The organism is Pseudomonas sp. Mb7, assembly GCF_054790525.1.
Window position 1 is genome coordinate 6,012,286 of record NZ_CP186501.1, and the last position, 20,248, is coordinate 6,032,533.

Annotated in this window: 18 protein-coding genes and 1 tRNA gene; 3 read left to right on the forward strand and 16 right to left on the reverse strand. The window is 59.9% G+C overall.

Annotated features, from left to right (window positions below; all coding sequences use genetic code 11):
• The first annotated feature begins 488 nt into the window (after nucleotides 1-488).
• Complete coding sequence (gene gabP, locus ACOYXH_RS27250; RefSeq protein WP_007909168.1) at nucleotides 489-1,880, forward strand: GABA permease; 1,392 nt, start codon at nucleotides 489-491, stop codon at nucleotides 1,878-1,880.
• 312 nt (nucleotides 1,881-2,192) lie between these two features.
• On the opposite strand, the gene ACOYXH_RS27255 is transcribed toward gabP, so the two are convergent.
• The 4 genes from ACOYXH_RS27255 to ACOYXH_RS27270 form a co-directional block, all read right to left on the reverse strand.
• Nucleotides 2,193-2,645 (reverse strand): hypothetical protein, encoded by a 453-nt coding sequence (locus ACOYXH_RS27255; protein ID WP_095125292.1) that lies wholly within the window; start codon nucleotides 2,643-2,645, stop codon nucleotides 2,193-2,195.
• Between the two features lie 6 nt (nucleotides 2,646-2,651).
• On the reverse strand, nucleotides 2,652-3,065 hold the full coding sequence (locus ACOYXH_RS27260; RefSeq protein WP_008080543.1) for a hypothetical protein: 414 nt from the start codon (nucleotides 3,063-3,065) through the stop codon (nucleotides 2,652-2,654).
• A 29-nt stretch (nucleotides 3,066-3,094) separates the two neighbouring features.
• On the reverse strand, nucleotides 3,095-4,069 hold the full coding sequence (locus ACOYXH_RS27265) for an alpha/beta hydrolase family protein (RefSeq protein ID WP_460066742.1): 975 nt from the start codon (nucleotides 4,067-4,069) through the stop codon (nucleotides 3,095-3,097).
• A gap of 67 nt (nucleotides 4,070-4,136) precedes the next feature.
• Complete coding sequence (locus tag ACOYXH_RS27270; protein WP_460410099.1) at nucleotides 4,137-5,195, reverse strand: PDDEXK nuclease domain-containing protein; 1,059 nt, start codon at nucleotides 5,193-5,195, stop codon at nucleotides 4,137-4,139.
• Nucleotides 5,196-5,450: 255 nt separating this feature from the next.
• Between ACOYXH_RS27270 and ACOYXH_RS27275 the strand changes: the two genes are divergently transcribed.
• A complete protein-coding gene (locus ACOYXH_RS27275; protein ID WP_176471275.1) occupies nucleotides 5,451-5,741 on the forward strand; it encodes a YceK/YidQ family lipoprotein in 291 nt (96 codons plus the stop codon).
• A gap of 14 nt (nucleotides 5,742-5,755) precedes the next feature.
• On the opposite strand, the gene ACOYXH_RS27280 is transcribed toward ACOYXH_RS27275, so the two are convergent.
• The 12 genes from ACOYXH_RS27280 to ACOYXH_RS27335 form a co-directional block, all read right to left on the reverse strand.
• The gene (locus tag ACOYXH_RS27280) at nucleotides 5,756-6,103 is read right to left on the reverse strand and encodes a hypothetical protein (RefSeq protein WP_460410100.1); all 348 of its coding nucleotides are present in this window, start codon (nucleotides 6,101-6,103) and stop codon (nucleotides 5,756-5,758) included.
• Between the two features lie 29 nt (nucleotides 6,104-6,132).
• Nucleotides 6,133-7,611 (reverse strand): aminotransferase-like domain-containing protein, encoded by a 1,479-nt coding sequence (locus ACOYXH_RS27285; RefSeq protein ID WP_095047155.1) that lies wholly within the window; start codon nucleotides 7,609-7,611, stop codon nucleotides 6,133-6,135.
• 27 nt (nucleotides 7,612-7,638) lie between these two features.
• Entirely contained in the window at nucleotides 7,639-9,063 is a 1,425-nt protein-coding gene (locus ACOYXH_RS27290; RefSeq protein ID WP_095047156.1) for an L-lactate permease, read from the reverse strand.
• Nucleotides 9,064-9,080: 17 nt separating this feature from the next.
• Nucleotides 9,081-9,695: a glutathione S-transferase family protein gene (locus tag ACOYXH_RS27295; RefSeq protein WP_016986334.1), complete on the reverse strand. Its 615-nt coding sequence runs from the start codon at nucleotides 9,693-9,695 to the stop codon at nucleotides 9,081-9,083.
• The gene (locus tag ACOYXH_RS27300; RefSeq protein ID WP_095047157.1) at nucleotides 9,692-11,473 is read right to left on the reverse strand and encodes an FAD/NAD(P)-binding protein; all 1,782 of its coding nucleotides are present in this window, start codon (nucleotides 11,471-11,473) and stop codon (nucleotides 9,692-9,694) included. Before ACOYXH_RS27300 ends, ACOYXH_RS27295 begins: the two co-directional genes overlap by 4 nt.
• The gene (gene sbnB / locus ACOYXH_RS27305; protein ID WP_306674228.1) at nucleotides 11,467-12,498 is read right to left on the reverse strand and encodes a 2,3-diaminopropionate biosynthesis protein SbnB; all 1,032 of its coding nucleotides are present in this window, start codon (nucleotides 12,496-12,498) and stop codon (nucleotides 11,467-11,469) included. The genes ACOYXH_RS27300 and sbnB overlap by 7 nt, the downstream gene beginning before the upstream one ends.
• Nucleotides 12,499-12,503: 5 nt before the next feature.
• Complete coding sequence (gene sbnA, locus ACOYXH_RS27310; RefSeq protein WP_460066753.1) at nucleotides 12,504-13,478, reverse strand: 2,3-diaminopropionate biosynthesis protein SbnA; 975 nt, start codon at nucleotides 13,476-13,478, stop codon at nucleotides 12,504-12,506.
• Between the two features lie 418 nt (nucleotides 13,479-13,896).
• Nucleotides 13,897-13,972: transfer RNA gene (locus ACOYXH_RS27315), tRNA-Phe, on the reverse strand.
• A 104-nt stretch (nucleotides 13,973-14,076) separates the two neighbouring features.
• Entirely contained in the window at nucleotides 14,077-14,349 is a 273-nt protein-coding gene (locus ACOYXH_RS27320; RefSeq protein WP_016986336.1) for an oxidative damage protection protein, read from the reverse strand.
• The gene (mutY, locus tag ACOYXH_RS27325; protein WP_095047158.1) at nucleotides 14,346-15,413 is read right to left on the reverse strand and encodes an A/G-specific adenine glycosylase; all 1,068 of its coding nucleotides are present in this window, start codon (nucleotides 15,411-15,413) and stop codon (nucleotides 14,346-14,348) included. Before mutY ends, ACOYXH_RS27320 begins: the two co-directional genes overlap by 4 nt.
• Nucleotides 15,410-17,635 (reverse strand): AsmA family protein, encoded by a 2,226-nt coding sequence (locus ACOYXH_RS27330; protein WP_460410101.1) that lies wholly within the window; start codon nucleotides 17,633-17,635, stop codon nucleotides 15,410-15,412. The genes mutY and ACOYXH_RS27330 overlap by 4 nt, the downstream gene beginning before the upstream one ends.
• Nucleotides 17,636-17,713: 78 nt before the next feature.
• Nucleotides 17,714-18,118 (reverse strand): acetyl-CoA sensor PanZ family protein, encoded by a 405-nt coding sequence (locus tag ACOYXH_RS27335; protein WP_093430030.1) that lies wholly within the window; start codon nucleotides 18,116-18,118, stop codon nucleotides 17,714-17,716.
• A 223-nt stretch (nucleotides 18,119-18,341) separates the two neighbouring features.
• Here ACOYXH_RS27335 and ACOYXH_RS27340 point away from each other — a divergent pair, with 223 nt between their 5' ends.
• Nucleotides 18,342-20,006 (forward strand): OFA family MFS transporter, encoded by a 1,665-nt coding sequence (locus ACOYXH_RS27340; RefSeq protein ID WP_250602785.1) that lies wholly within the window; start codon nucleotides 18,342-18,344, stop codon nucleotides 20,004-20,006.
• Nucleotides 20,007-20,248: the final 242 nt, after the last annotated feature.

Genomic DNA, 20,248 nt, shown 5'->3' on the forward strand with positions numbered 1-20,248 from the left:
CATAGCGTTTCAATGGCAGCCAACAGCGCTACGAGCGGTTAACGGGTGGCATGTGGCAGGTTGTCGCATCGGCACAGCAGACTGTCGCCCCATCAACAACCGAACGGGTGTTTGATCGTGCAAACCCGTGGGTGTCGCGTAAAAAAAGGCGCGATGTTGCCAGCTTTGGCGGGGTGTTGGAAGCGCTATCCGGCCGAACGTTCCTGAATCGCCCTTTTATTGTGCATCCCACACTTTTTCAGTGTGTTTCTGGTGCGCTGTTTCGTTTGAAAAGTGAGTCGCAGGGTAACGCTCTGGCGGATTGCCATTAAATCCAAGGACTTGCGATGACTGTCCGGTCGCGCGCAAAGCCGCGGCACAGAAGAGTTTGAAACATTTTGGCGCAAAACTTGCGTGCAGAATAAGGAACGCCCCGTTGGTTTCTTTTTACGAGAAAGAAAATGCCAGACGGGCCGGACGCAATCGCTTTCCTTGCAAAGGTAGTTTCGATGAGCAGTACCCCAAGCTCCAATGGCCTCGAACAGGGGCTCAAACCGCGTCATGTGACCATGTTGTCGATCGCCGGTGTAATCGGCGCCGGTCTGTTCGTTGGCTCCGGCCACGCCATCGCTGCCGCCGGCCCTGCCGTGCTGCTGGCCTACGCCGCCGCCGGTACCCTGGTGGTTTTAGTGATGCGCATGCTCGGCGAAATGGCCGTTGCCTCGCCGGACACTGGCTCCTTCTCGACATACGCCGACCGTGCCATCGGGCACTGGGCCGGTTTCACCATCGGCTGGCTGTACTGGTGGTTCTGGGTCTTGGTGATTCCACTGGAAGCCAACGCCGCCGCTACCATTCTCCATGCATGGTTCCCTGATGTCGGCATCTGGGCGTTCGCGCTGGTCATCACCTTGTTGTTGACCGTCACCAACCTGTTCAGCGTAAAGAATTACGGCGAGTTCGAATTCTGGTTCGCACTGATCAAAGTGCTGGCAATCATCGGCTTCATCATCCTCGGCCTTGCGGCGATCTTCGGCTTTCTGCCGAACAGCCAGGTCAGCGGCGTTTCGCATCTGTTCGACAGCGGCGGCTTCCTGCCCAACGGCATGGGCGCGGTACTCGGTGCGATCCTGACCACCATGTTCTCCTTCATGGGTACCGAGATCGTGACCATCGCGGCCGCGGAATCGAAGAACCCGGGCAAGCAAATCTCCAAGGCCACCAACTCGGTGATCTGGCGGATCGGCCTGTTCTACCTCGTGTCGATCTTCATCGTTGTGGCTTTGGTGCCGTGGAACGATCCTACGCTGGCCAACCTCGGTTCCTACCAGACCGTGCTTGAGCGCATGGGCATCCCGAACGCGAAAATGATCGTCGACATCGTGGTGCTGGTCGCGGTGACCAGCTGCCTGAACTCGGCGCTGTATACCTCGTCGCGCATGCTCTTCTCCCTCGGCAAGCGTGGCGATGCACCGGCCATGGCGACTCGGGTGAACAAAAGCGGCACACCTTACTGGGCGGTCATGCTGTCCACCGGCGCTGCGTTCCTGTGCACCTTCGCCAACTACGTGGCCCCGGCGGCGGTGTTCGAATTCCTGCTGGCCAGCTCCGGCGCGATTGCACTGCTGGTGTACCTGGTGATCGCTTTCTCGCAACTGCGTATGCGTAAACAACGCATGGCGCGCGGCGAGAAAATCGTCTTCAGCATGTGGCTGTTCCCGGGCCTGACCTACGCGGTGATCATCTTCATCGTCGCGGCCCTGACCATCATGTTGTTCCAGGAAGCGCACCGCGTGGAGATCCTCGCGACTGGTCTGCTGAGCCTGATGGTGGTGGCTGCCGGTTTGCTGGTGGCACGCCGTCGCAAACTGGAAAAACGTGGTGCGGTGGTGTTGAACTGATCCGTTACGCGTAACGCAAAACGCCCGCTGTCAGTGATGACTAGCGGCCGTTTTTGTTTCTGCTAACGGTTTCGAAATATTCTGCGCTTCAGATCCGAATCAGCTTTGCTCTCGCGAGAGCATGAAGTCTGAGCTGCATTTCTCTCCGTCGAACCATTCATCCCAAGTTGGTTGTTTGAGAGATTTAACAGGGTCGCTCTCGAGGTTCGCTGCTGAGTCTTCTGCTTTCGGGATTTGCCCGTCCTCGCGTGAGTCTGCTGTCTTCATCTGACTTCCTTTTCCTGATCGTGCGTGGACGTGAAGCGGAAAAAATTACTCGGACTTGGGTTCGGTGTCTTCAACCGACTTGCCATAAGCATCCAGCGCAACCCCGAAATCGGTGATGAACTGTGGCTCGCTCAGCCAGGCCTGGGCCTCTTCGATCGTTACGCCTTCGGCCCACATGCGGTAGTCGATCAGCATGTCGGCGGCCAGGTGGGTGGCGGCCATGCCTTCGTTGTCGGCGTTTTCCATGTCCAGCAGCTCTGGATGGTCAACGATGACGAACGCCAGTTCGCGCAGCAGGGTCAGCAGCATCTCGTTGCGGCTGACGGCTTCGGCGTCGCGCATTTTGCTGAACATCGCCAGGGTGTATTCCGGGATCGGTTCGGCGAGGTGGTCGAGGTCTTCGTCCTGGTCCAGCGGCTTGCGGCCGACCATACGGATTTGTTTGGCTTTGGCCTTGGCGCGTTTGGCGCGTTTCTGTTGCTTGTTCAGGGATGCCATGGGAACTCAGTTCTTCTGTTGGGTTTGCGCGGCGATCGCGTCGGACGCCGCCACATAGTCGGCCTGGAAGGCCGGGGATTCGATCCACGCCAGCGCGCCGGCCTCGTCGGTTTCCTGCGACCACTGGCGATACTCGATCAGCGCGGCGAGGATGAAATCCATCGCGCCTTCTTCGCCTTCCTGCTCGTAGACCAGTTCCAGCAGCGGGTCTTCGAGGAACGCGGTGCACAGCGCTTGCTGGCTGATCTTCTCGGCGTCGATCATTTTCTTGAACAGCTCGGTCAGGTCCACCGATTCGAAGTCGATGCGATCATCGTTCGGGTCCAGCTCGACCGGCGCTTCGGCGCGTTTGGTGCGGTTCTGTTTGGCCTTGGCTTTGGCCCGGGTGGCGCGTTTTTGCTGCTTGTTGGCGGAGGCCATGATGTGTTCCGTCGTGCGTTGAGAGGGGCTCAGCTGCGCGGCACTTGCCGCCCGGGAGTATCGGGGGCCAGTTCTCCGGTTTGCAGCCAGGTCAGAGCGATGGGCCATAGTGTGGCTTGGTATGCGCTGCGAAAAAAGGCGAAATGTCCGACTTGTTGTTCGTTGATGTCCTGCGGTTCGATGCGCAAGTGGGTTTTTGCAGCGTTACTGAAGTAGTCGAGCAGGCGTTCGATGGCGGGAAGGGTGCCGTAGGGATCGTCGCTGATGCTGATCGCCAGTGTCTGTGCGCGGACGTTGGCGAAGGGCAGGGCGCCGCTCTTTTTCATCAACGCGCGACCACTGGGGCGCTGTTCGTAACGCGCTGCAGGCGTGCTCCAGTCGCGCACTACACCGGCCGGCGTATCCTCCAGCCAGCCAAGACGTTTGCCCGGGAAGTAACCGCAGACCAGCGTCAGCAGTGGCATCAACACATGCCATTTGCCGAACATGCGCCAGCGCTGTTCGGGGGCGTAATCGCGCCAGTAGGCGAACTGCGCACCGACGGTGACCAACCGTCGGATAAACTTTCCCGACTCACCGAGGCCAGCGGCGCAGCCACCAAAACTGTGGCCGACCACATCGATCGGCTGGCCGGGAAATTGCCGTTGTGCGCGTTTGAGCATCGCCTCGAAATCCAGCGCGCCCCAGTCTGTCCACGAGGCATCAAGGCCTTTCATTGAGTCGGGTCGAGATTCGCCGATGCCACGGTAGTCGAAGATGATCACGTCGAAACCATTGGCGAACAGATACGCCGCGAAACGCGAGTAATGGCGACAGCGCACTGACGTGGCGGCGTTGATGATCACCACCGGGCGCTGAAGGTCGGGCAGGGCATGACGCCAGGTGAAACCGCCAAGGACAAAACCGTCGGCGGCTGTTTCCTTGAAGGCTTCATTTTGCAGCTCGGCGGCCAATAGCGGCTTGCGCTGCAGAGCTGGCAATGGAGGCGTGTCCTGAAAACTCATGGCGCTCGACCTTCGCGGGTAGCTGGCAACAATAGTCTCAGTGCATCCAGCGGACAATCCGCAGCGCTTATTCAGTGGACTCGGTGAGTAAGCGTTCCTCGATCAATGCTTGCTCTCTTTGCAGCTCCGCTCGCAGTTCTTCCACACTTGGCAGCACCGTTTTATAGCTGCTGGCAAACAGTTGCTCACTGCCTTTGAGTATTGAGTAGCGCGCGACGGCCTCGTTGTCCTGTGAACACAGAATGATCCCGACAGTGGGTTTGTCGCCTTCACTGCGCTTGAGTTCGTCGTACATGCGCACGTACATGTCCATCTGTCCGACATCACGCGCACTGAGCTGGCCGCGTTTGAGATCAATGATCACGAAGCATTTGAGCAAGTAGTTGTAAAACACCAGATCGATGTACAGATCCGAGCCACCGGCGCTGATGCGTTGTTGTCGAGCGACAAAGGAAAACCCTTTGCCCAGTTCAAGCAGGAAGCTCTGCAGGTGATCGATGAGCGCTTGCTCAAGTCCGGTTTCGTTGACCTTGCCCGGCGATGGCAGGCCGAGAAACTCGAGAATGACGGGGTCGCGAATGAACTCGCGTGGATGGCAGTTCAGGGCGGCAATGTTGGTTGTGGCTTCGTCGATCACACCGGCCTTGTCCCGGCTCATCAGCAGGCGTTCGTAGTAGAGCGTATTGATCTGGCGATCCAGAGCGCGGCTGGACCAGTTGAGGGTGGCGCACTCATCCATGTACCACTGGCGAGCCTTGTCACTTTCAACCCGCAGGAGCCTGCGATAGTGCGTCCAGCTCAATTCGGGACGCAGTGCGTCTCGAATTGGGAAGGTCTGATAGAAAAGGCGCATCTTGCGCAGGTTGGTCTCATCAAATCCCTTCCCGAATTGAACCGTCAGATCCTTCGCCAGTATGGCCAGCAACTGCTTGCCATACCCCGCTCGCCGGGCGCCTTCCTGTTCAAACTCAACAATATGCCGGCCAATCTGCCAACAGGTCTGAACCTGAATCGTATCGACCACACGCAGCACTTTTTGCCGTGCCTGACGGATCAGTTCACCAAGATCGCCCAGCAATGAATCGATTTTCGGGTCTTGCAGGTCAGCAGGTTTCAGCTGGCTCATCGAATTTTCCGCATCATTGAAAACAGAAGCGTCAGCATGCCGAGAACCGCTTGCGAAGGATGTCGGCCGAGCCTGCGAAGCCAGCAGGAAGACGGGATGGGTGTTGCAGGAAGTTGCTGGCGAAGAGCGCTTTTGGTGGTTTCGGTCTGTAGTCCATTTCGCACAGGCCCCGAGCGATTAATCACGGGTGCCAGGCGCGGAGGTCGCGGTTGATTGTGCGTACAATCGCGGCCCTCACGCTTTATGGTCAGAAGGATGTTGGAATTGAAAGGGATTTTGCGTTTTGGCTCCGTGGCGAGCCTTGTTGCGCTGTTGGCCGGTTGTGGAACGATGACGGGGCGCTTGAGTGGCGCCTCGCCAGAGCCTTACTACAAGGGTGTCGACGGCAATTTACGCCTGCTCGGCGTGAGGGATGACGACGGCAAGCCAACAGCGGTGATCTGTTATGTCACGATCGTTTGCCCTTTGATAACTGTCGTATCGCTACCGGTAGATGCCGCCGTGGATACCGTTCTGTTGCCCATCGACTACGTCAATACGCTCTGAAACCGCTGACCTGATTATCGTCGTATGCGCTTGCCTTTGGGCTTCTCCCCCGGCTCCTGCACTTTGCGATAAATCCATAGGCCGAACACCCCGGCAGCCAGCAGAAACACGGTTCCTAGGCTTTGCGAGACAAACTCGATCCAGAACCGTCGTGGTTGCACAGCTAGGTAATAGGTGTGCTTGGGGCCACGGTTGGTGGTGGTGATGGCGCCGCTGATCCAGCTGTCGATCAGTATGTAGATCGATGCACACAGGGCGAAGGCAATCAGTACGCCGACGAGCACGGTCAGCCAGAAGGTTGTCCGGCTCTGGCGATACGGCGGCGGATGGGGCAGGGGAATGCGGGTTCTTTTCTGATTCATGAAGTGTTACTGCAAACGTCCTTTTGCGCTCAGGAAACGGCTGGTTCTTGATGTTGCTCAGTCAGGTTTTGCCGTCCGTCAGAGGGTCGCCCGGCGAGGTGTGCGCTTTCGGCAATCACCTTGAGGATCTCGATCACTCCCGGAGTCAGCGCAGTGCCAAGGCAGATGCGCACACCCGTGGTTGCATGCCCGTCGGCGAAGAAGATGCCGTTGCCGGCCACGTGGCAGCCGCGTTCGCTGGCTAAATCCTGCAATGCCGACATGTCGGTGTGTAGCGGCAGTTCAATCCAATGGATGAACCCTCCACGTGGCGGCACGTACACGGTGCCCGCAGGGAAATCCGTGCGCACCAGCGCTTCGACAAAACTGGCCAGCGACGACAGTTGCGAGCGGAGTCTGGCGCAGTGCTCTTCCATGTAGCCGCGCCCGATAAATTCGTTGAGGACATTTTGCGCAAGGCTGGAAACCGCCAGATTGCGCGAAAACATCTGCGCCAGAATGGCATTGCGGTACTTGCCAGCCAGACACCAGCCGACGCGATAACCCGGCGCGATGGTCTTGGAGAACGACGAGCAGTAAATCGTCTGCCCGCTGGTGTCGTAGCTCTTGATGGCGCGGGGGCGATCGCCTTCCGGCACCAGGTCGAAGAAGATGTCGTCCTCGATAATCGGCACGTCCGCTTCGCGTGCGATCTGTGACAGCCGTGCGCGAGTCTCGTCGGGCATGATGAAACCTCGCGGGTTCTGCAGGGTTGGGTTGAGAAAGATCACCGCGACCTTTTTCAGCTTCAACGCTTCTTCGAGGTGATCGACATCGAGACCGAGTTTACCGTGCGTGCGGATGGGCAAGGCACGCATGCCCAAGCGTTCGATGGTCTGCAGGATGCCGTAATAAGTCGGCGTTTCGATAGCGACCGTAGCGCCTTTCGAGGCGACGGCTTCGAGGGCCAGTTCCAAGGCAATGGTGTCGCCCGACGTCACCAGAATATCGTCCGGCCCGCAGACCACGCCACGGGTCAGCATCAGCCCGGCGATGCGTCGTCGCAGTGCCGGCAGACCGGGCGGTGCGACCAGTCCGGTGAGCGAGTTGTCAGCTTTGCCAGCCAATACCGACAGGCACTTGTTGAGCAGCACGTTGGGTGTGAGGTCGCTGTGCAACACCGCTGAATTCAACGACGCGGTGGTGCGCGAGGCCGCTTGGGAGAGCATCGCGACCACCGCATGATTGACGTTGACGGTGACACTGGAGAAGTCAAAGCCCCTGGCGGGTTTTGCTTGTCCGGAGGCTGAGACGAAGTAGCCGATGCGCGGTTTGGTCGAAACGTAAGCATCGGCTTCCAGATCCGCCAACGCGCGTTGAACGGTGGTGATGCTGGTTTCAAACATTCGCGCCAGCGTACGGATCGAGGGCAGTTTCGCTTCGGCTGCCCACTCACCGCTGTCGATCTGACGAATAATCCAGTCCTTGACTATCCGCCAGCGCTTGTCCGGTAGATCAAACCTGTCCATAAGTTCTCTGTGATGTCTCGAAACAATTCAGAGAAAGTAGAGCAAAACGACTCCCGTTGCAGCAACTATGACGATGTTGAGCGCAACCAGGCCGAAGGCGAATCGGATCAGGTTGTTTTCTTCATGCCGATTGGCGCCCGCCAGCCCGGTGATCAGCGACAGGATCGACAGCGACCCCAGTGCGCCATGCCCGGCGGCACTGTTGACCATCGCGGCCAGCCATGCACCGTGTTCGCTGCTCAGCGCGGCGATGGACGGCATGACGAGGGTGTTGCCGCCGACGTTGGAACCGGTGACGTAACCGGCAAGCCCCGCCAGCACTGCGATGGTTGGCGCCAGGGAAATCCCTGACAACGATTGCAGTGTGCGCTGTGCTTCGACCAGGAAACCGGCGTTGACCATCACCTGCGAAAGCAGCAGGAACAGGAAAATTGTCGTGACCGGAAACTTCGCCCGGTTGAACAGCGCTCGCCACGGGAAGCCTGCGGCGGCGCTTTGCTTGATTGCCATCAACAGCGTGACGATCAGCAACGCCAGCCCCGGGGAGGCCAATGGCTTCCACGAAACATGCTCGCCTTTGATGATCCACAGCGCATCCCAGCCCGACAGGACGAACAACCCGCGCGACGCAACGATTACCCCCAGCAAGGCCAGATAGGGCCAGGCTGCGTTCGGCCAGCGCACCAGTTTCTTCCGTTGTGCATAAGAGATCCCCAGGCCGACGCAAGCCACTGCCAGACCGGCCAGCACACCGGAGACTTCCGGGCCGATCCACAGGTTGATGGAAAACAGCACCGCGACGAACAGCGCCGTCACCACGATCAGTCCAAGCCACGGCGAAACCTTACGGATGCCACCCTGCCACAGAGCAATCGCCGCCAGGCAGAGGAACACTGGCGCACTGATCAGCGCCGAATGACTACCAAGGGTTTGCGCCGGCAAGTGCGCCAATAGCGCGCCGATCACGGTGGCCAGACCCAGTGTGCCCCACGGCATGATGACCATCCCGGCGAGGGCGATTTTCATCCCCGACTGGCGGGCGAACAGCCCCATCAGCAATGGCACGGTTGCGATCAGCGAAACGCCGAAACCGGTCATCGCTTCAAGCAGCGGTGCGAGGCCCAGCACGATGAAGATGACTTGCGCCGGCGGCGTCCAGCCGAGTTCCTTGACCCAGGCGCCGATGGCCTGCGGCGCACCACCGCGCTCGACCAGGATGACGAAGGCCAGCCCCGGGATGATCACGCACGCCGTGCTGAGAAACAGGATGGTGGTGTCCTGAAAGATGGCCGTGCTGATTGCCGCCGACACAGGCCCGGCTGCGCCCAAGGCCCACAGCACGAGCACCAGCACTACGCCGGCCAGTGCCGCTTGCACTGGCGGTCGGCGGACGATCAGGATCAACGCGATCACCAGCGCGATCGGTGACATTTGCAACAAGAGAGAACTCATACCCGGTTTTCCTTAACTTAATCGTGAGTCTGCCCGCTGTACTCGGTCGCCCGCATGGACGCCCGCTCACAAAAAGTCTGATACCACTCGGTCAGGCGTGCTTGAGCGGAAAAGTCCGAGAGTTGGCGAAAGGCGATCCAGTCGAGCGCGGTCGCCAAGGCAATGTGGCCGAGGGTGATCGGGCCATTGAGGTCGACGTGTTCCTCGATGAAGCGGTAAGCCTCCTTGAGTTTGAACGCCTGGCCGTCGGCGTAGGCCGGATAGCGCAAGGCTTCGGGGCGGCGCTCGACTTCCCAGCGCAGCTTGATGCCGACATCGCACATGCCCTGCGCCAATGCTTGCAGGCGCAGCGCCTTGTAGCGCTCAGGGCCGTTTGCCGGGATGAGTTTCGGCCCGTCGCTCAGGTCGTCGAGGTATTCACAGATCACGATGGAATCGAACAGCGCCGTGGCGTCAGGCAGGATCAGCACCGGCACTTTGCCCAATGGATTGGCCTTGTAGATGGTCTCGTTTGGCGACGTCGGGCTGGTCTCGTGGTGGATCACTTCCAGGCTCGACGCGATGCCGAGTTCGTGAGCCAGCACCAGCACCTTGCGGGCGTAGGGTGAATGCGTCTGGTAGAAAAGCTTCATGCTGAAGTCCCTGTCTCAAGGATGGCAGTGGCTGCTCGATGGGCGTCCATGAACAGACGCGAAGGCGCGCCCGCCGAGGTGACGTAGTGGTTGTAGTAGCAAGAACCTTCGGCGAGCGGGCCGAGTACCCAAATGTTGCGCACCGGTTCGCCAGCGCTCGATTTCGGGTGGCACGCGGCGTCGACATCGATGCCGTCGATGCCTGGTTCGTCGGTTCTCGGGCGGATCAGGCCCAGCCGCGCCAGATCACGCACCGGCGCGCAGTCGCTGTTGCTTACGCCGCTGCTCTGGACATAACCGGCGACGCGTTTGAAGTCGTTGATCGCAGGGCGCGAGCCGGGCTTGAGAAATGTCAGCAGACCGGCGTCACACAGGGCGAGCAGGTCGGCGTGGCGCTCTTTTTGCGGGCCCGCAACGAGGCGGTTGATTGCCTTGTGCCAACGGCCATAGAACTGCCGATGCGACGCGTCGGTCAGCCCGTCGAAATCGACGGCCTCACGCAGGCGGTCACGCAGATCGCGCCAGACTTCGATGGCGGCTTTGATCGCCGATCCTCCGCGCCCTAGGCGCGACTCGTGCAAATCGGCTTCGAGGGTGTCGTAGATCCAGGCGTGATAGTTGTAGGGCTGCACGTCGTCGGGCAGTGCATGCCAGATCAGCGCCTGCGGATCGATCGCACCACCAGTCGCCTCGTAATCGCGTAGTAACGCTTCACAGGCGACAACACCGGGTTCGCCAGCAACGCTGACGGCCCTGAGTCGCTCCAGCACCTGCTCTGGCGCTGATGGGCTGTGCACGACGGCGACGGCCGCCGCACGCATCTCCAGCAGCATCAGCGGCAGGATGTCCTGTTCGAAGTCCAACTGTCGGTTATTGCTGCTTGCCCGCAGGGATTCGATGCGCGCACTCGTCAGCAGTACGGCGCGATGGCGCGGGCATTCAATCAGGCCGTTGGGTCGGGTGCGAAACGGCAACCCGTCCCGCGACTGGATAAAGATCACCGGTTCCTGGCCCGAAGGCTGATAGGCGTGACTGCCGTCGGCCATGCGCTTGTAGCGACCGCCCCTGCCGGAGGTCAGCGCCGCCAGGGTGTCCATCGCACCTAGCCCAAGCCCTTCGACCAGCACGGTTTCGCCGGGCTCGATGGTGGCGAGGCTGCCGGGCAGCGGATAGACATCATCAACGCGGTTGCGATCCGCCGAGCGCAGGCGACCGGTATGGCCGACCGTCAGAATCAGCCGATCCACGGTGACCGCAGCCCCCGAAGCGGTCTGCAGCAGGTATTGCTGACCCGCGTTGCGCTCGACCGCGGTGACGGCCTGCTGATGCAGGTTCACGCTCACCCAGTGCGGTGCCGTCGCGAGGATTTGCGCGAAGGCGTCCGCCAGATAGGCGCCGAGCAAATGGCGCGGCAAAAAGTCCTGCGGCTCGACGTCACGGCCGTCGGCGGCGAGCAGTCCGCTGTCCGCGTCGACCTTGATGCGCTGCTCGTGGCACCACGTCAGGAAATCCGCGCCCGGCCGCTCCCGCGCATCCGCCAGGTTTCCGAAGGCTGCTGCGTCGGGGAAAACCCCGAGTTGACCGGCAACGGTGTTGAGCAGCAGATAGTCCGGTTGATCCGGCCAATGCGCGCCGCTTCCGAGCACATTCGGATCGAGAATATCGATGACGACTGGCTGCTCCGGGCGCGTTTCAGCAAGGCTCAGCAGGCGTTCGAAAATCGACAGCCCGCGTGAGCCGCAGCCCACCAGGCCGATGTGCAGAGGCGCCTTCACCATCTGCGCTCCTCCCCGAAGAAGGAGGGGATGGCGACCGCCGAACCGTCCTTGACCGCGATGTCGTGGATCATCCGGCCAATTGCCAGATCGAGGATGCCCATGCCGAACGGCGAATAAATCAGCGGCTTGTCCGTGGCAACCTGCAGGTCACCGCGAATCAATTGCCCGACGGTGCCGGTAACGAAATCACGATGCCCGTACTTTTGCTCGGCCAGATGAGGTGAGGTATTGGCTTTCAAGCAATGGGTCACGTCGTCGAAGTAGTTGTAACTTTCTTCGATGATCTCTGCGCCGATATCCCGTAGCGAGATGTTCAGCACGATCTGCCCCGGGCGGAAGGTGCCGCTGCCGTTGACGTAGGGTTCGCCGGCACTGGTGGCGAACACCACGATGTCGGCGCTCAGTGCCTCGTCCAGCGACAACAGCTGTACATCCGGCACCCCGAGCTGTTTGCCGAAGGACGACAGCGCTTGCGCTGACTCTGCGTTGAGGTCGTGAATGCCCACGCTGTCGAACGACCAGTCATCGGCGATGAACGTCTCAAGGATGTTCCGCGAAATCACCCCGCCGCCAATGATCGAGAGTTTCTGTGCGCTCTTGCTCTGGCCATTCAGCCACCAGGCACCGAGCACCGCCGACGCTGCGGTGCGCACGGCACTGATCAGCGCGCCTTCAAGCAGCGCATAGGGATAGCCGGTGTCAGGATCGTTGAGGATCAGCACCGCCGAAGCACGCGGGATGCCCGACTTGATGTTGTCGGGATAGCTGGCAATCCACTTGATCCCGGAGACGGACTGATCGCCCTCGCTGTCGACGATCGCCGCCGGCAAGGCAATGATCCGGTTCGCCGGTTGCGCCGGAAAACGCAGGAAGTAGCTATCCGGGTTAACGGTTTCGCCGCGCTCGTGGGTCAGGTAGGTCTGGGCGACCATGTCGATGGTTTCGTGACGCAGCCCGTTGAGGATGTCCTTGACGACGGCGCCTGGGATGACATGGAACGGTTGAATCGGGTTCTGTGTGGTCATGGGGATTACGCCGAGAGTGCCAGAGCGATTTCTGGGAAGAGTGATTGCAAAGCGCTTGCGCCGATCCGCTGGGTGACCCAGTCATCGGAGTAGATGGTTTCGAGGTAGCGCTCACCCATGTCGGGGGAGATCGCCACGACGACATCGTCAGGACGGATGTGCGGCGCCCATTGCTGGATGCCCGCCAGGACAGTGCCGGTGGAGCCACCAAAAAGCAGGCCGTAGCGTTGCGCCAGCCAGCGGCAGACCTTGATCGTCTGTTCCTCGGCGATCGATACGAAGTCGTGAATCCCCGACGGCTCGAAGATCTCTGGCAGACGGCTGGTACCCAGCCCTGGGATATGCCGCGTACCGCCCGGCAGACCGAAGGTCACCGAGCCGACCGTATCGACGGCAATCACTTTGGTGTGCGGATGGTGTTCGGCGAAGTAGTTCTTGCAGCCCATCAAAGTACCGGTGGTACCGGCGCCGACGAACAAGTAGTCCACGTGTGGAAATTTATGGGCGATGGACTTCGCGGTAGCTTGATAGTGAGCGAGGGGGTTAGTCGGGTTTTTGTACTGATTGAGCCAGATGTAGTCGGAGTTCTCTGCGACCAGTTGCTCGATCAAACGGATACGCGAATTCAGGTAGCCGCCGTTTTCGTCACGCTGATCGACAATGATCATTTCGGCACCCAGTGCCTGCATGAGTTTTCTGTTCGGCGCAGAAATGTTCGGGTCGATCACACAGACAAACTTGTAACCCTTGGCGGCGCAGACCATGGCCAGCGCGACCCCCAGATTCCCCGAGGAAGACTCGACCAGGCGGGTCTTATGGTGAATCCGGCCCTGGTTTTCCAGATCCGTGATCAGGGCATGTGCGGTTTTGAGCTTGATCGATCCGGCAGGATTCAGTCCTTCGATTTTCAGCTGAATCGTTGCGCTGCACAGATCGCCAATCTGCACATAACTGTCTTCATTGATAAGTTGCTTGATCATACGTCGTCCGTTTCGCTCTTTTGCCGGGCGCACAGGGGCGCCAGCATTCATCCTGGAATGTTTGAAAAGCAGTAAATGCAGTTCGCCTGTTGGGTTTGTTTTTAGATTTTTTAGCTGGACAGGAAGTGACCTTGCGGTGGACGCCGATCTATTCAAAAAATCAGGTTTTGCGCTCTGAGGGCTTCAGGGGCCCAGAGTGTTGCGGGGCGCAAAGTAGAGCCAGTCGTTGGCTCGCCAAGGCTTGGAGGAATACTGGCGAATTTTCCTACATGGGGAGAGATACAGATTTTGGGTATTTTTCAGTACAGGCGGGTTTGAGGTGTATCGAGAGGAGGGCGTTGCGGGGCGGACAGATAGGCGTGATCAAATCGCAGGCATAAAAAAACCCTGAATCTTGCGATTCAGGGTTTTCGGTATTTGGTGCCCAGAGACGGAATCGAACCGCCGACACGGGGATTTTCAATCCCCTGCTCTACCGACTGAGCTATCTGGGCAACGGGGCGCATTAAAAGGGTTTTTCGGATTTACGTCAACGACTTTTTTAAAATTTCTTAAATTAATTCCGTCGCTTACGATCCGGCCCCCGATTTTGCAGGGTTTACTCAGCAGGCGGAACGTAGCCTTCGGCCTTGGCGTATTCCTCGCCGGAGAAGTACTTGTCCATTTCGCCCTGAAGATATTTGCGGTCTTCGGCGTTCATCATGTTCAGACGCTTTTCGTTGATCAGCAGGGTTTGGTGTTTCTGCCAGTCAGCCCAGGCCTTGGCGGAGACGTGGTCAAAAATATCCTGACCTTTGGCGCCCGGGAAAGGGGCGCGGTCCAGCGCGGGCAATTCTTCTTTGTACTTGCGGCACATTACGGTGCGGGTCATGGCGACTCTCCTGCATTCAAGACGGCGGCCGCGCGTTCGAGCAAGGTTTTGACCGGGGCGGCGAGGCCCAGGCGCGGCGGGGTGGCGAGGTTATACCAGAGCCAGTCGGCCTCGGCCACGTGATGGGCGGCCTCCTGCACCTGAACCAGCCAGGGTTCGATGGACAGCTGGAAATGGCTGAACGTGTGAACAAGGTTCGGCAGGGCCTGCTGCTCGCCCATGGTCAGCGAGTGCTGATCGGCGAGATGTTGCAGGTCATCGAGGTCGTCGAGCTCCGGCAGGCTCCACAGACCGCCCCACAAACCGCTTGAGGGGCGACGGTAAAGCAGAATCGCGCCGTCGTCGTTGGCCAGCATCGGCATCAGCGTGCGCTTCTGCGGAATGGTTTTGCGCGGCTTGGGAATCGGGTAGCGGGTTTCGAGGCCGAGCATGTGCGCTTCGCAGCCACGTTCCAGCGGACACAGCAGGCAGCTCGGTTTGCTACGCGTGCACAGCGTGGCGCCGAGATCCATCATCGCCTGGGTGTAGGCGTTGACCCGATCGTGCGGCGTAAAGCGTTCAGCGGTGGCCCACAGTTGTTTGGCGACCTTCGGCTCGCCGGGGTAGCCCTCTTGCGCAGTAAAGCGTGCCAGCACGCGTTTGACGTTGCCGTCGAGGATCGGCGCGCGCAGGCCCATGCTGATGCTGGCAATCGCGCCGGCAGTGGACAGACCAATGCCTGGTAGATCCGTAAGCTTTTCAACGTCACGCGGAAACTCGCCAGCGTACTGGCTGACGACGATCTTCGCGGTCTTCTGCAAATTGCGCGCGCGGGTGTAGTAACCCAGCCCGGTCCACAGGTGCAGCACTTCGTCTTCGGGGGCTTCTGCCAGCGCTTCGACCGTCGGCAGCGCGGCCATGAAACGGTCGAAGTAATTGAGCACGGTGCTGACCTGGGTCTGCTGCAACATGATCTCCGACACCCACACCCGATACGGGTTGATGTTCTGCTGCCAAGGCAGATCGTGGCGGCCGTGGCGGTCGAACCAATCCAGCACCGCCGTGGAAAATTGCTCCGCTCTCATCGCTTGAACAGCCCCTTCAATGCGTTTTTCAATTCCGGGCTGACCTTGTCACCGAGTTTTTCGTCGATTTTTTCACTGAGCTTGTCGCCGGCCAGTTTGGTCGCGACCTGACCGAGGCGATCGTTGTCGACGCGGCAGGCCTTGGCGCCCAGCTCCAGCGGACCACGGCAGCGCAGCGGCCATTCGACACCGACGAATTTCTCGCCTACCTGGCACGCAGGATCCGGTATGGCGCTGGTGTCACCCTCGACGATGATGCCGACGCGATAGTCCATGCCGAGCACGCGCAAGTCGATGTCGCCGTCACCGTTGACGGTCATGCCGGGGATGCGCACTTTCAGGTCCGGGTTGCTGGCAATGCCATTGCGGAAAGTCAGGTTGCCCTTGAGTTCCTGGAATGGCGTGTCTTTACCGCGTGGTTCGCCGCTGAGGGTTTTGCGGTTAAGCGTGGCGATGCCTTTGCACAGTTGCTGTTCAAGATTGGCGTTGAGCAGCACGCCGTTGTTAATCACGAAACTGGCGTTGCCGTTAAGCGTATCGATCAGCGCCTGCTGGCTGTTGCCGCTGCCAGTGATATTGCTGGTGAGGGTCACCAGACCTTTGACCGGCGGGTTCTTGCCTTGGCTTTCGAGGATTTTTTCTACAGGCACGCGATTGAGCTTGGTCTGCAGGTTCAGCACAGGCGCGCTCGGGCGTACATCGAGGGTGCCATTGGCGGCGAAACCGCCGTTGTACAGTTCGCCGCTCAGGTTGGTCAGGGTCAGCAAGCCGCTTTGGCCGGTGGCTTTCAGTGCGGCGTTCTGGATCGGCAACTTGTCGATGGTCAGTTGGCCAAAAGTCAGGTCGGCGTCGACGTCGAGTTTGGCCAGGCGCTCAACCGGTAGCAGGCGCTCGGTGCTCCAGGCGGTTTTGCTCGGTTTGTCCGGCAGCGGCGTGGAGCCGGCACCGGCCATGGCATCGGCTTCGGTGCTGGCGACTTCGGCCTGACGCACTTGCGTGGCGCTGTTGGCTTGTGCCGATTTCGGCGGCAGGTAGCGGTCAGCGTTGAACGTATCGGCCTTGAGAATTGCCCGCAGCGATTGTTTGGCGAAGTCTTCGACGGCGATGCGGCCGCTGAAGCTGCTGTCGTCGAGTTTCAGATTGATATTGTCGAAGGCAATGCTGGTTGGCGTGGCGGCCACGCGGCTGACCAGTTCGACTTTGCTCAGGCTGCCTTCGGCCATGGGCGGGAGTTTCTGGCCGATGCTGTCGACGAATTTCGCCAGATCGAACTGGGCGATGGAGAGGCCGCCAGAGATCTGCGGAGTCTTGTCGAGGTCGTTGGCTTTCAGTTCACCCAGCGCGCGCAACTGGTTGGCGGAGATCTTGATGCCGGTCCACTCGGCGACGTTCGCCGCTTTGTCCAGCGATAACTGGCCCTGAGCTGCGAAGGTCATGGTCTTGCCTTGCAACGGATCGCCGGCCAATTCACCGGAAAGCTTCATATCTTCGAACCTGTAGCGCTGCAGCGCGCGCTCGATGCGCAGCTCGCCAGTGAGCTCGGTACGCACGCGCAGGACCGGCTGGTTGGTGCCGAGGAATGCCGTGGCTTTCACCGGAATATTCGTCGAATCGTGTACCGGGCCGGTGCTCAACTGGATGCTCTCGGCGCTGAATTGCTTGCCGGTCAGCTCGTCGTTGTATTCAACGCGGGCGTTGTTGACGGTCAGGCTGTCGATGTCGAGGCGGATCGGCTGTGGCGGTTTTTCCGGTTGGGCAGGCGCTTCTGCAGTGGCTGCGCTGGCAGGTGCCGGGCTGCCGGCAGGTGCGGCGGCTGTCGGCACCTTGCCGATGTCTTCCCAGTTGCCGTGGCCGTTTTTGTCGCGTTTCAGGCGCAGGTTCAGTCCTTCAACGCGGACATCGCTCATTTGCACTTCGCGGCGCAACAGCGGTAGCACGCGCACGGACAGGCCGAGCATCTGCAAATCGGCATACGGTTCAGTCGGATTGATCAGGGTGGCAACGCTGGCCTCGTGCAGTTCCAGGCCGAGCCACGGGAACAGGCTCCAGCCGATGTCGCCATTGAGCGTCAGCTCGATGTGGGCCTTGTCGCGGGCTATCTGGCGAATCTCGTCTTTGTAATCGTTGGGATCGAAGAGGTGGGTCAGGGCAAAACCTGCCGCCACAATGATCAGCAACAATCCGAGAAGTACCAGACCCAGGATTTTGCCGAACGCTTTCATGGGCGAGTCCTTGTAATTAGTCGAATTCGTAATTTAGCCGGGGAGTATAGCGCTGCAATTGCCCGGTTCGGTGTGGCGTCATGTTGCCAGTACCTCCAGCGGGAGGTGTAACTTCGCTGCAATTGCCAAGGCTTCAGGATGCCCGGCAGGCGCCAGCAGACGCAGTTCAGCCCCCGCTTGCGACGCCATTTTCTGCGCTTGGTTCACCAGCCGTTCAGCAACCCCACGGCGACGGGTAACTTTTCGTACGCATAAATGGGACAAGTACCAAACGTCGTGGTGCCTCTGCAGGCGCGCGGCACCGAGCAAGCGGTCGTTGAAACGCCCGGCAATAAAACTTCCCTCGGCGAGAGTGCGGTCGATCAGATTGTTTTCACCGGAAAACGGCGCAAACAGCCAGTCCGGCGCGTCGCGATAAATCTTCCGCAAATCCTCCTGGTCCTGATAATTGGCGGCGTTCAGCGCTTGTACGACGATTGGCATGGCGTTTTCCTGAGTGATACGAGATCAGACGACAGAAAAAAGGTGATATCAGTTTGGTTTTTCTGTCACGTGCAAATGGTAACCTTCGCCCGTTCGTCCGTCCTTCTGCGACTTAACGTCGCGCCTTCAAGGAGCTTCACCCAAAAAACGGTCATGCCTGCGTGCATAAAGGCCGGGGGTGAACAGTGGCTGGCGAACCATACTAATAATTGGGGGATACACAATGAGCACGAGCATCACGGCGGACGGCCTCAAAGCCGATCAGCCCGCGTTCCTGTCCAAGGAACGCATCATCGCCAAGCCCGGTTTCAACCGTTGGCTAGTCCCACCGGCCGCTCTGGCCATCCACCTGTGCATCGGCATGGCCTACGGCTTCTCGGTGTTCTGGTTGCCGCTGTCCAAGGCGCTGGGCGTGACTGCTCCGGTGGCTTGCGCACCGGACATGAGCTTCATCGCACAAGTGTTCTCGTCGCAATGTGATTGGCCGATCTCGATGCTCGGCTGGATCTACACGCTGTTCTTCATCTTCCTCGGCTGCTCGGCAGCGATCTGGGGTGGCTGGCTGGAGCACGCAGGTCCGCGCAAGGCCGGTGTGGTATCGGCACTGTGCTGGTGCGGCGGTCTGCTGATCTCCGCGTTGGGTATTTATACCCACCAGATCTGGCTGATGTGGCTCGGCTCTGGCGTGATCGGCGGTATCGGTCTGGGCCTTGGCTATATCTCGCCAGTCTCGACCCTGATCAAGTGGTTCCCGGATAAGCGCGGCATGGCTACCGGCATGGCAATCATGGGCTTCGGTGGCGGCGCGATGGTCGGTGCACCGCTGGCAACCGCGCTGATGAGCCACTTCGCTTCGCCAACCGGTGTCGGCGTCTGGCAGAGCTTCGTCGCCATGGCCGCGATCTACTTCGTGTTCATGATCGGTGGTGCTCTGGCTTACCGTGTCCCGCCAACCGGCTGGAAACCTGAAGGCTGGACCGCTCCGGCGAAGAAAGCCTCGAACTCGATGATCACCCATCGTCACGTGCACGTGAATGTGGCGTGGAAAACCCCGCAATTCCGTCTGGTCTGGCTGGTGCTGTGTCTGAACGTGTCTGCCGGCATCGGCATCCTCGGCATGGCTTCGCCACTGCTGCAGGAAGTGTTCGGCGGCAAACTGCTGGGTGTCGATGTGCCGTTTGGTCAGCTCGACGCCGGGCAACTGGCCTCGATCGCTGCGATTGCTGCCGGTTTCACCGGTCTGCTTAGCCTGTTCAACATCGGTGGCCGCTTCTTCTGGGCTTCGTTCTCGGACTACCTGGGCCGCAAAAACACCTACTTCGTGTTCTTCGCCCTGGGTTTTGCCCTGTACGCGCTGATCCCGAACATGGGCCATTTGGGCAACGTTGCGCTGTTCGTGGCGGCGTTCTGCATCATTCTGTCGATGTACGGCGGCGGTTTTGCCACGGTGCCGGCGTATCTGGCCGACCTGTTCGGTACGCAGATGGTCGGTGCGATCCACGGTCGTCTGCTGACCGCTTGGGCTGCGGCCGGCGTGCTTGGTCCGGTGCTGGTGAACTACCTGCGTGAGTATCAGTTGAGCATCGGCGTTGAACGCGCTGCCGCTTACGACATCACCCTGTACATCCTCGCAGGCCTGCTGGTGCTGGGCTTCCTGTGCAACCTGATGGTGCGTCCGGTGGCCGACAAGTACTTCATGACTGACGCTGAGCTGGCTGCCGAACAGGCGCTGGGCCACGACAAGGGTGCTGATGCCAGCACGGTTCTGGAGTGGAAAGCCGCCCCGGGCAGCAAGCCGCTGGCGATCGCTGCGTGGCTGGTGGTGGGTATTCCGTTGGCGTGGGGGGTGTGGGTGACCCTGCAGAAGACGGCGGTACTGTTTCACTAAGTTCGTTTCTACCTGATCGTTCCCACGCTCTGCGTGGGAATGCCTCCCGTGGCGCTCTGCGTCACATTCGAAGCGGACGCAGAGCGTCCGGGGCTGCACTCCCACGCAGAGCGTGGGAGCGATCATTGCCCTTTATGGCTTGTATGGACATGTCTACCCGCGACAGCCGGGCATTCTATCCGTCAGCCATCTCACCTCTCGTGTTTCTGTTTGCGCCTCGCGTGCCTATAATGGCTGCCTTT

Excerpts from the sequence above, each read along its gene's own strand:
- gabP (WP_007909168.1), top strand. The coding sequence starts at position 489 with ATGAGCAGTACCCCAAGCTCCAATGGCCTCGAACAGGGGCTCAAACCG.
- ACOYXH_RS27255 (WP_095125292.1), bottom strand. The coding sequence starts at position 2,645 with ATGGCATCCCTGAACAAGCAACAGAAACGCGCCAAACGCGCCAAGGCC.
- ACOYXH_RS27260 (WP_008080543.1), bottom strand. The coding sequence starts at position 3,065 with ATGGCCTCCGCCAACAAGCAGCAAAAACGCGCCACCCGGGCCAAAGCC.
- ACOYXH_RS27265 (WP_460066742.1), bottom strand. The coding sequence starts at position 4,069 with ATGAGTTTTCAGGACACGCCTCCATTGCCAGCTCTGCAGCGCAAGCCG.
- ACOYXH_RS27270 (WP_460410099.1), bottom strand. The coding sequence starts at position 5,195 with ATGAGCCAGCTGAAACCTGCTGACCTGCAAGACCCGAAAATCGATTCA.
- ACOYXH_RS27275 (WP_176471275.1), top strand. The coding sequence starts at position 5,451 with ATGTTGGAATTGAAAGGGATTTTGCGTTTTGGCTCCGTGGCGAGCCTT.
- ACOYXH_RS27280 (WP_460410100.1), bottom strand. The coding sequence starts at position 6,103 with ATGAATCAGAAAAGAACCCGCATTCCCCTGCCCCATCCGCCGCCGTAT.
- ACOYXH_RS27285 (WP_095047155.1), bottom strand. The coding sequence starts at position 7,611 with ATGGACAGGTTTGATCTACCGGACAAGCGCTGGCGGATAGTCAAGGAC.
- ACOYXH_RS27290 (WP_095047156.1), bottom strand. The coding sequence starts at position 9,063 with ATGAGTTCTCTCTTGTTGCAAATGTCACCGATCGCGCTGGTGATCGCG.
- ACOYXH_RS27295 (WP_016986334.1), bottom strand. The coding sequence starts at position 9,695 with ATGAAGCTTTTCTACCAGACGCATTCACCCTACGCCCGCAAGGTGCTG.
- ACOYXH_RS27300 (WP_095047157.1), bottom strand. The coding sequence starts at position 11,473 with ATGGTGAAGGCGCCTCTGCACATCGGCCTGGTGGGCTGCGGCTCACGC.
- sbnB (WP_306674228.1), bottom strand. The coding sequence starts at position 12,498 with ATGACCACACAGAACCCGATTCAACCGTTCCATGTCATCCCAGGCGCC.
- sbnA (WP_460066753.1), bottom strand. The coding sequence starts at position 13,478 with ATGATCAAGCAACTTATCAATGAAGACAGTTATGTGCAGATTGGCGAT.
- ACOYXH_RS27320 (WP_016986336.1), bottom strand. The coding sequence starts at position 14,349 with ATGACCCGCACCGTAATGTGCCGCAAGTACAAAGAAGAATTGCCCGCG.
- mutY (WP_095047158.1), bottom strand. The coding sequence starts at position 15,413 with ATGAGAGCGGAGCAATTTTCCACGGCGGTGCTGGATTGGTTCGACCGC.
- ACOYXH_RS27330 (WP_460410101.1), bottom strand. The coding sequence starts at position 17,635 with ATGAAAGCGTTCGGCAAAATCCTGGGTCTGGTACTTCTCGGATTGTTG.
- ACOYXH_RS27335 (WP_093430030.1), bottom strand. The coding sequence starts at position 18,118 with ATGCCAATCGTCGTACAAGCGCTGAACGCCGCCAATTATCAGGACCAG.
- ACOYXH_RS27340 (WP_250602785.1), top strand. The coding sequence starts at position 18,342 with ATGAGCACGAGCATCACGGCGGACGGCCTCAAAGCCGATCAGCCCGCG.